Genomic DNA, 14271 nt, shown 5'->3' with positions numbered 1-14271 from the left:
CGGGGTCTGTGCTGTTACTTCAAGCGAACCTTACAGGGCGGCGATGGCGCTGTTCAGGGTCTGGCTTGGACGCATCACCTTGGCGGTCAGCTCGGCATCAGGCGCGTAGTAGCCACCGATGTCGGCCGGCTTGCCCTGGACGGCGTTGAGCTCGGCGACGATGGTCGCTTCGTTCTCGGTCAGGGTCTTGGCCAGTGGGGCGAAGCGTGCCTGCAGGGCAGCGTCGTCGCTCTGGGCAGCCAGGGCCTGGGCCCAGTACAGGGTCAGGTAGAAGTGGCTACCGCGGTTGTCGATACCGCCGACCTTGCGCGAAGGCGACTTGTTGGTGTCGAGGAACTTGCCAGTGGCCTGGTCCAGGGTGTTGGCCAGCACTTTGGCACGTGGGTTGTCGTAGGTGTTGCCCAGGTGCTCGAGGGAGGCAGCCAGGGCCAGGAATTCACCCAGCGAATCCCAACGCAGGAAGTTCTCTTCGACCAGCTGCTGCACGTGCTTGGGTGCCGAACCGCCGGCGCCGGTCTCGAACAGGCCGCCACCGTTCATCAGCGGCACGATCGACAGCATCTTGGCGCTGGTGCCCAGTTCCATGATCGGGAACAGGTCGGTCAGGTAGTCGCGCAGCACGTTGCCGGTCACCGAGATGGTGTCCTTGCCTTCGCGGATGCGAGCCAGGGAGAACTTGATGGCGTCGACCGGTGCCAGGACGCGGATGTCCAGGCCAGTGGTGTCGTGATCCTTCAGGTACTTCTGTACCTTCTCGATCATCACGCCGTCGTGGGCACGAGCCGGGTCCAGCCAGAACACCGCCGGGGTGTTGCTCAGGCGGGCGCGGTTGACAGCCAATTTCACCCAATCCTGGATCGGTGCGTCCTTGGTCTGGCACATGCGGAAGATGTCACCGGCTTCGACGTTCTGCTCCAGAACGACGTTGCCCTTGCCATCGACCACGCGTACGACGCCGTCGGTCTTGATCTGGAAGGTCTTGTCGTGGGAACCGTACTCTTCGGCCTTCTGCGCCATCAGGCCAACGTTCGGTACGCTGCCCATGGTGGTCGGGTCGAAGGCGCCATTTTTCTTGCAGTCTTCGATGGTGGCCTGGTAGATGCCGGCGTAGCAGCGGTCCGGAATGATCGCCTTGGCGTCTTGCAGCTCGCCTGCGGCGTTCCACATCTTGCCCGAGTCGCGGATCATCGCTGGCATCGAAGCGTCGACGATGACGTCGCTCGGTACGTGCAGGTTGGTGATGCCCTTGTCGGAGTTGACCATGGCCAGGGCCGGGCGAACGGCGTACAGGGCCTGGATGTCGGCTTCGATCTCGGCCTGCTTGTCGGCTGGCAGGTCCTTGATGCGGGCGTACAGGTCGCCGATGCCGTTGTTGGCGTTGAAGCCCACTTCGGCCAGCGCAGCCGCGTGCTTGGTCAGCACGTCGTTGTAGAACTCTTCGACGATGACGCCGAACATGATCGGGTCGGAAACCTTCATCATGGTGGCTTTCAGGTGCACCGACAGCAGTACGCCAGAAGCCTTGGCATCGGCGATCTGCTCGGCGATGAAGGCTTTCAGGGCCTTGCGGCTCAGGGTGGCGCAGTCGATGACTTCGGCGGCCTTGACGGCGGTTTTCTCTTTCAGGACGGTGGTGGAACCGTCCTTGCCGACCAGTTCGATGCGCAGGCTGTCGTCGGCCTCGATCAGCGCGGCTTTCTCGCTGCCGTAGAAGTCGCCCTGGGTCATGTGGGCAACGTGCGACTTGGAGTCGGCGGCCCAGGCACCCATCTTGTGCGGGTGCTTGCGGGCGTAGTTCTTGACCGACAGCGGTGCACGACGGTCGGAGTTGCCTTCGCGCAGTACCGGGTTCACGGCGCTGCCCTTGATGCGGTCGTAGCGCGCGCGGGACTCTTTCTCCTCGGCGCTGGCCGGCTCGTCGGCGTAGTCGGGGATGTTGAAGCCCTTGGCCTGAAGTTCCTTGATCGCCGCCTTCAGCTGTGGAACCGAAGCGGAGATGTTCGGCAGCTTGATGATGTTGGCTTCAGGGGTGGTGGCCAGCTGACCCAGTTCCGCCAGGTGATCGCCTACCTGCTTCTCTGCGCCCAGTTGTTCCGGGAACGCCGCGAGGATACGGCCAGCCAGGGAAATGTCGCGGGTTTCGACGGCGATGTCAGCCGAAGCGGTGAAGGCTTCGATGATCGGCAGCAGCGAGTAGGTGGCGAGGGCGGGGGCTTCGTCGGTGAAGGTGTAGATGATCTTGGAACGGGTGGGCATGCGGGTTAACTCTCTATGTGCTGAGCGTACTCGAGTCTCGAGGTGCGCAGGGTAGGCGCTTCGCCCTGGCGACGCCATGAGCGGATGGTCGAGAGGCTGCGAGCGGTGATGGTGGATGCATCAGTCGAGCGTCAAATGCTGGGATGCGGTAACAGCCCAGGCTTTCTGGCCTTTCCTGGCCGAGGGCGAGCCGCATTTTCCAAGGGTTCGCCCCGATGACCCTGCGGTCAGGGCCGGAGTATATCAAACCCTTTGGCCTAATCAGCAAGGCGAAGTGATATCGACGCCTTTATAAGACCAAAGATGTACGGGCAATGTGGCGTGATGCCGCAGGGTGCCGGGGCTGTCCGGCTTGCAGGTCGGCGGATGTGGTTTAGGCTCATTGGATCGCATGATGTCCAACCACACCCGACAGCGGAGTAGTGCAAGCATGGGATACCAGAAAATCAAGGTTCCGACGGATGGCGCCAAGATCACCGTCAATGCAGACCATTCGCTCAACGTTCCCGACAACCCGATCATCCCCTACATCGAGGGCGATGGCATTGGTGTCGATGTCTCTCCGGTCATGATCAAGGTGGTGGATGCCGCCGTGCAGAAGGCCTATGGCGGCAAGCGCAAGATTGCCTGGATGGAGGTGTACGCCGGCGAAAAGGCCACACAGGTCTATGACCAGGATACCTGGCTGCCCCAGGAGACCCTCGATGCGGTGCGCGACTACGTGGTGTCGATCAAGGGCCCGCTCACCACGCCGGTGGGGGGCGGTATCCGCTCGCTGAACGTCGCCCTGCGCCAGCAGCTGGACCTGTACGTCTGCCTGCGCCCGGTATTGTGGTTCCAGGGCGTGCCCAGCCCGGTGAAGAAGCCTGGTGATGTCGACATGGTGATCTTCCGCGAGAACTCCGAGGATATCTACGCCGGTATCGAGTGGAAGGCTGGCTCGCCCGAGGCGAACAAGGTGATCAAGTTCCTGAAGGAGGAAATGGGCGTCACCAAGATCCGGTTCGACCAGGACTGCGGCATCGGGGTCAAGCCGGTCTCGCGCGAGGGCACCAAGCGCTTGGTGCGCAAGGCCCTGCAGTACGTGGTGGACAACGATCGCGAGTCGCTGACCCTGGTGCACAAGGGCAACATCATGAAATTCACCGAGGGTGCTTTCAAGGACTGGGGTTACGAAGTGGCGAAAGACGAATTCGGCGCCGAGCTGCTCGATGGCGGCCCGTGGATGAAGTTCCGCAATCCGAAATCGGGCCGCGAAGTCATCGTCAAGGACGCGATTGCCGACGCCATGCTCCAGCAGATCCTGCTGCGCCCGGCCGAATATGACGTGATTGCCACGCTCAACCTCAATGGTGACTACCTGTCCGATGCGCTGGCGGCGGAGGTGGGCGGTATCGGTATTGCGCCGGGTGCCAACCTTTCCGATACCGTGGCCATGTTCGAGGCGACCCATGGCACTGCGCCCAAGTATGCCGGGCAGGACAAGGTCAATCCGGGGTCGGTGATCCTGTCTGCCGAAATGATGTTGCGGCACATGGGTTGGACCGAAGCGGCCGACCTGATCATCAAGGGTACCAATGGCGCGATCGCCGCCAAGACCGTGACCTACGACTTCGAGCGCCTGATGGACGGCGCCAGGCTGGTGAGCAGCTCGGGCTTCGGCGATGAAATGATCAAGCACATGTGAGGTAACAAAAAACCGGCCGTCTCTTCATATTAAAGAGTCGGCCGGTTTTTTCGTATAGGACAGGAGTCGGGGTCAGGCCTCGGCAGTCGTGTTCGCCTGCGAAGTACCTACCGTGGTGTTGGGGCTGGAAATATTGACCGCGTGCAGTCCCTTGGGGCCTTGGACGATGTCGAAGGAGACGGTCTGGCCGGCCTTCAATGTCTTGTAGCCGTCCATCTGGATCGCCGAATAGTGGGCGAACAGGTCGTCTGTCTTGCCCTCTTCGTTGATGAACCCATAGCCCTTGGCATTGTTGAACCACTTGACTTTACCGCTTGCCATCCCTATGTCCCTCTGCAAAGGACTCCATCACTGGAGTATCATCCACTTCATCCGCATACGAACCGTGCGAAAAATCTGGTTGACTGCGCGGATCTTTATAGACCACGGTGGGTTCTTATTGGTTGTAACACCGTTTTGCCGATAGTCAAGGTCATGCGGCGGCCGCTCCTGCGGTGACTGCGCGGTCAATCCATTACCCTAACCTGTCGATATGATGAAATTCTTTCCATGCATGCACTCAGGCAGATTCGACTAACATTCAATCAGGATCATCCGAAGTCCGATGAGGACGACGGTGCAGGTCTGGCAGTGCAGGAAGCCAAGCCGATCCTGCAGGCGCCACCGATGTACAAGGTGGTTTTGTTCAATGATGACTACACGCCGATGGATTTCGTCGTCGAAGTGCTCGAGACGTTCTTCAGTCTGAACCGCGAGCTGGCGACCAAGATCATGCTGACCGTCCATACCGAGGGGCGGGCAGTGTGCGGATTGTTTACCCGCGACATCGCCGAGACCAAGGCCATGCAGGTCAATCAATACGCAAGAGAAAGCCAGCATCCGCTACTCTGTGAAATCGAGAAGGACGGTTAATCGCCGACCACTTGGGTATGAGGTGAAGCTATGTTAAACCGCGAGCTCGAAGTCACCCTCAATCTGGCCTTCAAGGAGGCCCGTTCGAAGCGTCATGAATTCATGACCGTCGAACACCTGTTGCTGGCACTCCTTGACAACGAGGCCGCCGCGACCGTTCTGCGCGCCTGTGGCGCCAATCTCGACAAGCTCAAGCATGACCTGCAGGAGTTCATCGATTCGACCACGCCACTGATTCCCGTCCACGACGAGGACCGCGAAACCCAGCCTACGCTTGGTTTCCAGCGTGTGCTGCAGCGCGCCGTTTTCCACGTGCAAAGCTCCGGCAAGCGTGAAGTGACCGGTGCCAATGTGCTGGTAGCGATCTTCAGCGAACAGGAAAGCCAGGCCGTGTTCCTGCTCAAGCAGCAGAGCGTGGCGCGCATCGATGTGGTCAACTACATCGCCCATGGCATCTCCAAAGTGCCGGGGCACGGTCCGCATGCCGACAGCGACCAGGAAATGCAGGATGAGGAGGGAGGCGAGGCGTCTTCGTCAAGCAACCCGCTGGACGCCTATGCCAGCAACCTCAACGAACTGGCCCGTGCCGGTCGTATCGATCCGCTGGTGGGGCGTGAGCAGGAGGTCGAGCGCGTCGCGCAGATCCTGGCCCGCCGCCGCAAGAACAACCCGCTGCTGGTCGGGGAGGCGGGCGTCGGCAAGACTGCCATCGCCGAAGGCCTGGCCAAGCGCATCGTCGATGGACAGGTGCCGGACCTGTTGGCGCAGAGCGTGGTCTACTCGCTCGACCTGGGTGCGCTGCTGGCCGGCACCAAATACCGCGGCGATTTCGAGAAGCGCTTCAAGGCGCTGCTGGGTGAGCTGCGCAAGCGTCCGCAGGCAATCCTGTTCATCGACGAGATTCACACCATCATTGGTGCCGGTGCGGCATCCGGTGGGGTGATGGATGCGTCCAACCTGCTCAAGCCGTTGCTGTCCTCCGGCGATATCCGCTGCATCGGTTCGACCACCTTCCAGGAATTCCGTGGCATCTTCGAGAAGGATCGTGCCCTGGCGCGGCGTTTCCAGAAGGTCGATGTCAGCGAGCCGTCGGTGGAAGATACCGTTGGTATCCTGCGTGGCCTGAAGGGGCGTTTCGAAAGCCACCACAACATCGAGTACAGCGATGAGGCGCTGCGCGCGGCTGCAGAACTGGCTGCTCGCTACATCAATGACCGCCACATGCCGGACAAGGCCATCGACGTGATCGATGAAGCGGGTGCATACCAGCGCCTGCAGCCGGAAGCCAGCCGGGTCAAGCGCATCGAGGTGCCGCAGGTCGAGGACATCGTCGCCAAGATCGCGCGGATTCCGCCGAAGCACGTCACCAGTTCCGACAAGGAGCTGCTGCGTAACCTGGAGCGTGACCTCAAGCTGACCGTGTTCGGTCAGGATGCGGCGATCGACTCGCTGTCCACCGCCATCAAGCTGTCACGTGCAGGCCTGAAGGCCCCGGACAAGCCGGTCGGTTCGTTCCTGTTCGCAGGGCCTACCGGTGTCGGCAAGACCGAGGCTGCACGTCAGCTGGCCAAGGCGCTCGGGGTGGAGCTGGTGCGCTTCGACATGTCCGAGTACATGGAGCGGCATACCGTGTCGCGCCTGATCGGTGCGCCGCCCGGCTATGTCGGTTTCGACCAGGGCGGTCTGCTGACCGAGGCGATCACCAAGCAGCCGCACTGTGTGCTGCTGCTCGACGAGATCGAGAAGGCCCATCCTGAAGTCTTCAACCTGCTGCTGCAGGTGATGGACCACGGGACGCTGACCGATAACAACGGGCGCAAGGCCGACTTCCGCAACGTGATCCTGATCATGACCACCAACGCGGGTGCCGAAACCGCGGCGCGTGCCTCGATCGGCTTCACCCAGCAGGATCATACGTCCGATGCCATGGAGGTCATCCGCAAGAGCTTCACGCCGGAGTTCCGCAACCGCCTGGACACCATCATCCAGTTCGGCCGCCTGAGTCACGAGACGATCAAGAGTATCGTCGACAAGTTCCTCATCGAGCTGCAGGCCCAGCTGGAAGACAAGCGCGTGTTGCTGGAGGTCAGCGACGAGGCGCGCGGCTGGCTGGCAGTCAAGGGCTACGACGTACAGATGGGCGCACGGCCGATGGCACGGCTCATCCAGGACAAGATCAAGCGGCCGCTGGCCGAGGAGATCCTGTTCGGCGAGCTGTCCGAGCACGGTGGCGTGGTGCATGTCGAGTTGCGTGACGGTGAGCTGGTCTTCGATTTCGAGACCACGGCCGAGGTTGCGTAACAGCGGTGTCGCGCTGTGCCTGTGGGAGCGGCTTTGGTCGCGATCACAGGCACGGCCGGTCTACATTCAAGCAGATACAAAAAAGCCCGGCACATAGGCCGGGCTTTTTCATGGCTGGAGCTTAGCGGGCGCGGTAGGTGATGCGGCCCTTGCTCAGGTCGTATGGCGTCAGTTCGACGCGAACCTTGTCGCCAGTGAGAATACGGATGTAGTTCTTGCGCATCTTGCCGGAGATGTGCGCGGTAACGACGTGCCCGTTTTCCAACTCCACGCGGAACATGGTGTTGGGCAGGGTGTCGACGACAGTGCCTTCCATTTCGAAGCTGTCTTCTTTCGACATGCAGTAAAGCCCTCGGTATCCAGTGATGGCCCGACGCACGACTGCACCGGGCAAAAAAAGTGGCGTGGATTATGCCCGAAAACTGTGTTTCAAGCCAATGCTTTCAGTTGAGGCTGACCCAGCGCTGGTTGATCAGCAGTTCGATGGGGCGATACTGGGTCTTGTAGTTCATCTTCTTGCAGTTCTTGATCCAGTAACCCAGGTAGACAGCCTCGAGATTCTGCCGCAGCGCTTCGGTGATCTGCCAGAGAATGGCAAAGCGCCCCAGGCTGCGACGTTCTTCATCGGGCTCGTAGAAGGTGTAGACCGCCGAAAGGCCGTTGGGCAGCAGGTCGCACACGGCGATCGCCAGCAGGCGGCCTTCGAGGCGGAACTCGTAGAACCAGCAGAATGGCAGGTCGCGTACCAGGAAGGTGGAGAACTGGTCGCGGCTGGGCGGATACATGTCGCCGTCCGAATGGCGCTGTTCGATGTAGCGTCGATACAGGTCGAAGTACTCTTCCTTGAAGGCTGGGCGCGCAGCGGTGACAGTGACGTCAGCGTTGCGTTTGAGGATGCGCCGCTGCTGGCGGTTGGGGATGAAGCGTGCCGCGGGGATGCGCGCCGGCACGCAGGCATTGCAATTCTGGCAGTGCGGGCGATAGAGATGATCGCCGCTGCGACGAAAACCCATTTCAGAAAGGTCGGCGTACACATGGACGTCCATCGGCTGGCTGGGGTCCAGGAACAGCGTGGTCGCCTGCTCCTCCGGCAGATAGCTGCAGGAGTGAGGTTGAGTGGCATAGAACTTCAACCGCGCCAACTCTGTCATGATCGACCCCTCGGCAAGACGTTGTCTTAAGTGTATGCCAGCAATGGGAACTCGCCTAGCGAACCCAGGTTGCCTTGCTGGGCTGGTCGAGGTAGCGCGCGAGATAACCGGCGAACTCGGCGCGGCTGATGGCGCGAGCACCGAGGCTGTGCAAATGATTGGTCGGCATCTGGCAGTCGATCAGGGCAAAGCCGGCCTGGCGCAGGTGCTCGACCAGGGTTGCGAAGCCGACCTTCGAAGCATTGTCGGCACGGCTGAACATGGACTCTCCGAAGAACAGCTGGCCCATGGCCAAGCCATACAGGCCACCGACCAGCTCGCCATCCTGGCGCACCTCCACCGAATGGGCGATGCCGCGTCGATGCAGTTCACAGTAGGCGGCCTGCATACTGTCGGTGATCCAGGTGCCGTCGGCGTAGTCGCGCGGTGCGGCGCAAGCGGCGATGACCCGTTCGAAGTCACTGTCGAAGCTGACCTGGTAGCGGCCCTGGCGCAGGAGCTTGGCCAGTGAGCGCGAAACGTGCAACTCGTCCGGGAAGAGTACGGTGCGCGGGTCCGGTGACCACCAGAGGATGGGTTGGCCGTCCTGGTACCAGGGAAAGCAGCCATGACGATAGGCCTGGATCAGGCGCTCCGGCGTCAGGTCGCCACCGGCGGCGAGCAGGCCGTTGGGCTCGTTCAGGGCTTTTTCCAGGGGCGGGAAGGTCAGCGAGTCGCGGGTCAGCCAGGTGAGCATGGTCTTTCGGCGGTAGGGGAGGGGAGAGGGCAGCATGGCGGCTGAAAGAAACGTGGTCAACGTCTGGCCTTGTGCTTGCTGAGGGGCTGCCAGCGATTGGGGTTGGTTCCTGCCCGCCATTGGTGGTTTTGGCACAGCGTATACGGCGCTTTCCTACGCATTAATGAGCCATCCGGCACCAACCCGGACATTTGCTGTCATACCTGTGCAAAAATACAGCATAAGCCTTTGTCACAGAACAAAATGCATGCTCAAATTGCACCCATGGAAATCGGCCCTCCGTTCATGCGCCATGCGGCGTGCCGCCATGGCGGCAGGCGGGCAGTAATGATAAAAGTAGTGGTTCGTCGGCCAGTCATCGGCTCGATCACTATTTAACGCGCAGCGAGCGCAGGAATAGACGCGTTTTGAAGAAATCCACCGCAACCCCGACCCCTTTGCCCGTGCCATTGTGGCGCCAGCAGTTGCATTATCGCCTCAAGGAAGGCGCGCTGATCGCCGTCGGTGCCCTGTGCCTGTACCTGTGGATGGCGCTGCTGACCTACGACACGTCCGATCCGAGCTTCAGCCACACCAGCAACGTCGACCAGGTGCAGAATGCTGCCGGGCGCGCCGGAGCCTTCTTCGCCGACATCCTGTTCATGGTGCTCGGCTATTTCGCCTACATTTTCCCGTTGCTGCTGGCAATCAAGACCTGGCAGATTTTCCGCGAGCGCCATCAGCCCTGGCAATGGAGCGGCTGGCTGTTCTCCTGGCGCTTGATCGGCCTGGTGTTCCTGGTGCTGTCGGGCGCGGCGCTGGCGCATATCCATTTCCACCCCACCGCGAGCATGCCGTTCTCCGCAGGCGGTGCCCTGGGTGAAAGCCTGGGTGACCTCGCGCGCAACCTGCTGAATGTGCAGGGCAGCACGCTGATGTTCATCGCCCTGTTCCTGTTCGGCCTGACCGTGTTCACCGATCTGTCCTGGTTCAAGGTGATGGATGTCACCGGCAAGATCACCCTCGATCTGTTCGAACTGGTGCAGGGCGCAGCCACTCGCTGGTGGGAGGCGCGCGACGAGCGCAAGCGCCTGGTGGCGCAACTGCGCGAGGTAGATGACCAGGTCGATGAGGTGGTTGCTCCTGTGGTCGCGGACAAACGCGAGCAGATCAAGGCCCGCGAGCGCATCATCGAGCGCGACGAGGCACTCACCAAGCACGTGGCCCAGCGCGAGCAACAGCCGGCCCCGGTGATCAACATCCCCGCGCCGCCGCCCAAAGCCCCCGAACCGAGCAAGCGGGTGATGAAGGAGAAGCAGGCGCCGCTGTTCGTCGACAGCGCCGTCGAAGGCACGCTGCCGTCGATCTCCATTCTCGACCCGGCCGAGCAGAAGAAGATCGAGTATTCGCCCGAGTCGCTGGCTGGCGTCGGTCACCTGCTGGAAATCAAGCTGAAGGAGTTCGGTGTCGAGGTGTCGGTGGACTCCATCCATCCGGGCCCGGTGATTACCCGTTACGAAATCCAGCCGGCTGCAGGTGTCAAGGTCAGCCGCATCGCCAACCTGGCGAAGGACCTGGCGCGTTCGCTGGCAGTGACCAGCGTGCGGGTGGTCGAGGTGATCCCCGGCAAGACTACCGTGGGTATCGAAATCCCCAACGAGAACCGTCAGATGGTGCGCTTCTCCGAAGTGCTGTCGACCCCGCAGTACGACGAGCAGAAGTCGCCGGTCACCCTCGCGCTGGGGCATGACATCGGCGGCAAGCCAGTGATCACCGACCTTGCGAAGATGCCGCACCTGCTGGTGGCCGGTACCACCGGTTCCGGTAAATCGGTGGGTGTGAACGCGATGATCCTTTCGATCCTGTTCAAGTCCGGCCCTGAAGATGCGCGGCTGATCATGATCGACCCGAAGATGCTCGAACTGTCGATTTACGAAGGCATTCCGCACCTGCTGTGCCCGGTGGTCACCGACATGAAGGACGCCGCCAACGCCCTGCGCTGGAGCGTCGCCGAGATGGAGCGCCGCTACAAGCTGATGGCTGCCATGGGCGTGCGTAACCTGGCGGGCTTCAACCGCAAGATCAAGGACGCCCAGGAAGCGGGTGAGGTCATCCACGATCCGCTGTACCGTCGCGAGAGCATGGAAGACGAGCCGCCGACGCTCAAGACCCTGCCGACCATCGTGGTGGTTGTCGATGAATTCGCCGACATGATGATGATCGTCGGCAAGAAGGTCGAAGAGCTGATCGCGCGGATCGCCCAGAAGGCGCGGGCGGCCGGTATCCACCTGATCCTCGCCACCCAGCGTCCGTCGGTCGATGTGATCACCGGCCTGATCAAGGCCAACATCCCGACCCGCATGGCGTTCCAGGTGTCGAGCAAGATCGACTCGCGGACCATCATCGACCAGGGCGGTGCCGAGCAGCTGCTCGGTCATGGTGACATGCTCTACATGCCGCCGGGTACCAGCCTACCGATCCGTGTTCATGGTGCCTTCGTGTCCGACGATGAAGTGCATCGCGTGGTCGAGGCGTGGAAGCTGCGTGGCGCACCGGACTACAACGACGACATCCTCAACGGTGTCGAAGAGGCCGGCAGCGGCTTCGAAGGTGGCGGCGGTGGTGGCGATGGTGACGATGCGGAAACCGACGCCCTGTACGACGAAGCGGTGCAGTTCGTACTCGAGAGCCGCCGGGCGTCGATCTCCGCGGTACAGCGCAAGCTCAAGATCGGCTACAACCGTGCCGCGCGGATGATCGAGGCGATGGAGATGGCCGGCGTAGTCACCCCGATGAACAGCAACGGCTCGCGGGAAGTGATTGCCCCGGGTGGCCCGCGCGATTGATGATCACTTTGCCGGGCGCCAACGACGGCGTTCGGCCTATTCACTGCTCAATGAGGATTCCCATGCGCGCGATTCGCATGCTGTTGGTTTCTGCCCTGACCCTGGGCTCGGTTACGGCTCATGCCGGTGAGCAAGACGTACAGCGCCTGACCCAATTGCTGGAAAAGTCCCAGACCATCGAGGCCAACTTCTCCCAGCTGACCCTGGATGCCAGCGGCACCAGCTTGCAGGAAACGACCGGCAAGATGACGGTCAAGCGTCCGGGGCTGTTCTACTGGCACACCGATGCTCCGCAGGAGCAGGTGGTGGTGTCCGATGGGCAAAAAGTCACCCTGTGGGACCCGGACCTGGAACAGGCCACGGTCAAGAAGCTTGACGTGCGTTTGAGCCAGACCCCGGCGCTGCTGCTGTCCGGCGATGTCTCCAAGATCAGCCAGAGCTTCGACATCGCGTCGAAGGAGCAGGGCGAGGTCATGGACTTCACCCTCAAGCCCAAGACCAAGGACACGCTGTTCGACTCCCTGCGCATCTCGTTCCGCAAAGGGCTGATCAATGACATGCAACTGATCGACAGCGTCGGTCAGCGCACCAACATCCTGTTCAACGGGGTCAAGGCCAACCAGGCTGTCCCGGCGAGCACGTTCCAGTTCAAGATCCCGGAAGGCGCCGACGTCATCCAGGAGTAACGCGAGGCATCATGGACCTGTTTCGAAGCGAACCCGTTGCCCAGCCCCTGGCTGCTCGCCTGCGTCCGTCCAACCTGGACGAGTACGTGGGCCAGGAGCACCTGCTGGCGCGCGGCAAGCCGCTGCGTGAAGCGCTGGAGCAGGGTGCGCTGCACTCGATGATCTTCTGGGGGCCGCCGGGGGTTGGCAAAACGACGCTGGCCCGGCTGCTTGCGCAGTTTTGCGATGCACATTTCGAGACGGTCTCGGCGGTGCTGGCGGGGGTCAAGGAAATCCGCCAGGCCGTCGAGGTGGCCAAGCAGCAGGCCGGCCAGTATGGTCGGCGTACCATCCTGTTCGTGGATGAAGTGCACCGCTTCAACAAGTCCCAGCAGGATGCCTTCCTACCCTACGTCGAAGACGGCACCTTGCTGTTCATCGGCGCCACCACCGAAAACCCTTCGTTCGAACTGAACAATGCCTTGCTGTCGCGGGCCCGCGTCTATGTGCTCAAGAGCCTGGACGAAGCGGCCCTGCGCAAGTTGGTCAACCGTGCGCTGACCGAAGAACGTGGGCTGGGCAAGCGCAACCTGCGGGTCGGCGATGAGGCGTTCAAAATGCTCATGGCTGCCGCCGATGGCGATGGTCGGCGCATGCTCAACTTCCTCGAGAACGCTTCCGACCTTGCCGAGGATGGCAGCGAAATCGACGTGCAGATGCTGCAAAGCCTGCTTGGCGACAGCCGCCGCCGCTTCGACAAGGGTGGCGAGGCGTTCTATGACCAGATATCAGCGCTGCACAAGTCGGTGCGCGGCTCCAATCCTGACGGTGCGCTGTACTGGTTCGCGCGCATGCTCGATGGCGGTTGCGATCCCTTGTACATCGCCCGTCGCGTGGTGCGCATGGCCAGCGAGGACATCGGTAACGCCGACCCCCGTGCACTGAGCCTGTGCCTGGCAGCCTGGGATGTCCAGGAACGCCTGGGCAGCCCCGAGGGCGAGCTGGCGGTGGCCCAGGCCATCACCTACCTTGCCTGCGCACCCAAGAGCAACGCCGTCTACATGGGCTTCAAGACCGCCTTGCGCGAGGCTGCCGAGCATGGCTCGCTCGAAGTGCCACTGCACCTGCGCAACGCACCGACCAAGCTGATGAAGCAACTGGGCTATGGCGATGAGTACCGCTACGCCCACGACGAGCCGGATGCCTACGCAGCTGGCGAAGATTACTTCCCCGACGAGCTCGAGCCACGCCCCTATTACCAGCCAGTGCCACGTGGCCTGGAATTGAAGATTGGCGAGAAACTGCGCCACCTTGCCGAACTGGACCGCAACAGCCCCCGTCAACGGAGAAAAACGTGATTGCCCTGATCGCTTCGGTGAGCGCCGCAGGTATTGCTGGCACCTTGCTTCGCTTTGCGGCGGGCAACTGGGTCAATGCCCACTGGCCACGGCACTTCTATCTCGCTACGCTTGCGGTCAATCTGGTGGGCTGCCTGATCATTGGTGTGCTGTACGGCCTGTTTCTCAATAAGCCCGGCGTGCCGATCGAGGTACGTGCGGGGCTGATCGTCGGCTTCGTCGGCGGGTTGACCACCTTTTCATCCTTTTCACTGGATACCGTGCGCCTGCTCGAAAGCGGACAGGCGCCCCTGGCCTTCGGCTATGCCGCCGCCAGCGTGCTGGGCGGGCTGCTCGCCACCTGGGCTGGCCTGGCCCTGACCCGAATCTGAACCAACACC

General features: G+C 61.7%; 12 protein-coding genes. 7 read left to right on the top strand and 5 right to left on the bottom strand.

Going from position 1 to position 14271, the window contains the following annotated elements:
- Positions 1–30: 30 nt before the first annotated feature.
- Positions 31–2256, bottom strand: a complete 2226-nt coding sequence (locus APH44_RS08945) for an NADP-dependent isocitrate dehydrogenase (RefSeq protein ID WP_054892336.1) — start codon at positions 2254–2256, stop codon at positions 31–33.
- Between the two features lie 430 nt (positions 2257–2686).
- Between APH44_RS08945 and icd the strand changes: the two genes are divergently transcribed.
- Entirely contained in the window at positions 2687–3943 is a 1257-nt protein-coding gene (icd, locus tag APH44_RS08940) for an NADP-dependent isocitrate dehydrogenase (protein ID WP_054892335.1), read from the top strand.
- Between the two features lie 72 nt (positions 3944–4015).
- Here icd and cspD read toward each other — a convergent pair whose 3' ends face one another.
- Complete coding sequence (gene cspD / locus APH44_RS08935; protein ID WP_054892334.1) at positions 4016–4264, bottom strand: cold shock domain-containing protein CspD; 249 nt, start codon at positions 4262–4264, stop codon at positions 4016–4018.
- A gap of 228 nt (positions 4265–4492) precedes the next feature.
- Here cspD and clpS point away from each other — a divergent pair, with 228 nt between their 5' ends.
- Both clpS and clpA read left to right on the top strand, forming a co-directional pair.
- A complete protein-coding gene (gene clpS / locus APH44_RS08930) occupies positions 4493–4855 on the top strand; it encodes an ATP-dependent Clp protease adapter ClpS (protein ID WP_054892333.1) in 363 nt (120 codons plus the stop codon).
- 30 nt (positions 4856–4885) lie between these two features.
- On the top strand, positions 4886–7156 hold the full coding sequence (gene clpA / locus APH44_RS08925; RefSeq protein ID WP_054892332.1) for an ATP-dependent Clp protease ATP-binding subunit ClpA: 2271 nt from the start codon (positions 4886–4888) through the stop codon (positions 7154–7156).
- Positions 7157–7277: 121 nt separating this feature from the next.
- On the opposite strand, the gene infA is transcribed toward clpA, so the two are convergent.
- The 3 genes from infA to aat all read right to left on the bottom strand — a co-directional run bounded on the left by infA (position 7278) and on the right by aat (position 9043).
- Positions 7278–7496 carry a translation initiation factor IF-1 gene (infA, locus tag APH44_RS08920; RefSeq protein ID WP_002553999.1) on the bottom strand — a complete coding sequence of 73 codons (219 nt, stop codon included), beginning with the start codon at positions 7494–7496 and terminating at the stop codon, positions 7278–7280.
- A gap of 103 nt (positions 7497–7599) precedes the next feature.
- Entirely contained in the window at positions 7600–8307 is a 708-nt protein-coding gene (locus APH44_RS08915) for an arginyltransferase (protein ID WP_054892331.1), read from the bottom strand.
- A gap of 55 nt (positions 8308–8362) precedes the next feature.
- A complete protein-coding gene (gene aat, locus APH44_RS08910) occupies positions 8363–9043 on the bottom strand; it encodes a leucyl/phenylalanyl-tRNA--protein transferase (protein ID WP_054892330.1) in 681 nt (226 codons plus the stop codon).
- A 407-nt stretch (positions 9044–9450) separates the two neighbouring features.
- Between aat and ftsK the strand changes: the two genes are divergently transcribed.
- The 4 genes from ftsK (at position 9451) to crcB (ending at position 14262) form a co-directional block, all read left to right on the top strand.
- A complete protein-coding gene (gene ftsK / locus APH44_RS08905; protein WP_054892329.1) occupies positions 9451–11868 on the top strand; it encodes a DNA translocase FtsK in 2418 nt (805 codons plus the stop codon).
- A gap of 62 nt (positions 11869–11930) precedes the next feature.
- Positions 11931–12554 (top strand): outer membrane lipoprotein chaperone LolA, encoded by a 624-nt coding sequence (gene lolA, locus APH44_RS08900; RefSeq protein ID WP_054892328.1) that lies wholly within the window; start codon positions 11931–11933, stop codon positions 12552–12554.
- A gap of 11 nt (positions 12555–12565) precedes the next feature.
- On the top strand, positions 12566–13891 hold the full coding sequence (locus tag APH44_RS08895) for a replication-associated recombination protein A (protein WP_054892327.1): 1326 nt from the start codon (positions 12566–12568) through the stop codon (positions 13889–13891).
- Entirely contained in the window at positions 13888–14262 is a 375-nt protein-coding gene (crcB, locus tag APH44_RS08890) for a fluoride efflux transporter CrcB (protein WP_054892326.1), read from the top strand. Before APH44_RS08895 ends, crcB begins: the two co-directional genes overlap by 4 nt.
- The last annotated feature ends 9 nt before the right edge of the window (positions 14263–14271 follow it).

This window comes from Pseudomonas sp. NBRC 111143 (genome assembly GCF_001320965.1).
Lineage (GTDB): Bacteria > Pseudomonadota > Gammaproteobacteria > Pseudomonadales > Pseudomonadaceae > Aquipseudomonas > Aquipseudomonas machongensis.
This window is presented reverse-complemented; position numbering and strand designations above follow the sequence as displayed.

Bases quoted from the DNA above. Each gene is read 5' to 3' on its own strand.
- APH44_RS08945 (WP_054892336.1), bottom strand. From the start codon at position 2,256: ATGCCCACCCGTTCCAAGATCATCTACACCTTCACCGACGAAGCCCCC.
- icd (WP_054892335.1), top strand. From the start codon at position 2,687: ATGGGATACCAGAAAATCAAGGTTCCGACGGATGGCGCCAAGATCACC.
- cspD (WP_054892334.1), bottom strand. From the start codon at position 4,264: ATGGCAAGCGGTAAAGTCAAGTGGTTCAACAATGCCAAGGGCTATGGG.
- clpS (WP_054892333.1), top strand. From the start codon at position 4,493: ATGCATGCACTCAGGCAGATTCGACTAACATTCAATCAGGATCATCCG.
- clpA (WP_054892332.1), top strand. From the start codon at position 4,886: ATGTTAAACCGCGAGCTCGAAGTCACCCTCAATCTGGCCTTCAAGGAG.
- infA (WP_002553999.1), bottom strand. From the start codon at position 7,496: ATGTCGAAAGAAGACAGCTTCGAAATGGAAGGCACTGTCGTCGACACC.
- APH44_RS08915 (WP_054892331.1), bottom strand. From the start codon at position 8,307: ATGACAGAGTTGGCGCGGTTGAAGTTCTATGCCACTCAACCTCACTCC.
- aat (WP_054892330.1), bottom strand. From the start codon at position 9,043: ATGCTCACCTGGCTGACCCGCGACTCGCTGACCTTCCCGCCCCTGGAA.
- lolA (WP_054892328.1), top strand. From the start codon at position 11,931: ATGCGCGCGATTCGCATGCTGTTGGTTTCTGCCCTGACCCTGGGCTCG.
- APH44_RS08895 (WP_054892327.1), top strand. From the start codon at position 12,566: ATGGACCTGTTTCGAAGCGAACCCGTTGCCCAGCCCCTGGCTGCTCGC.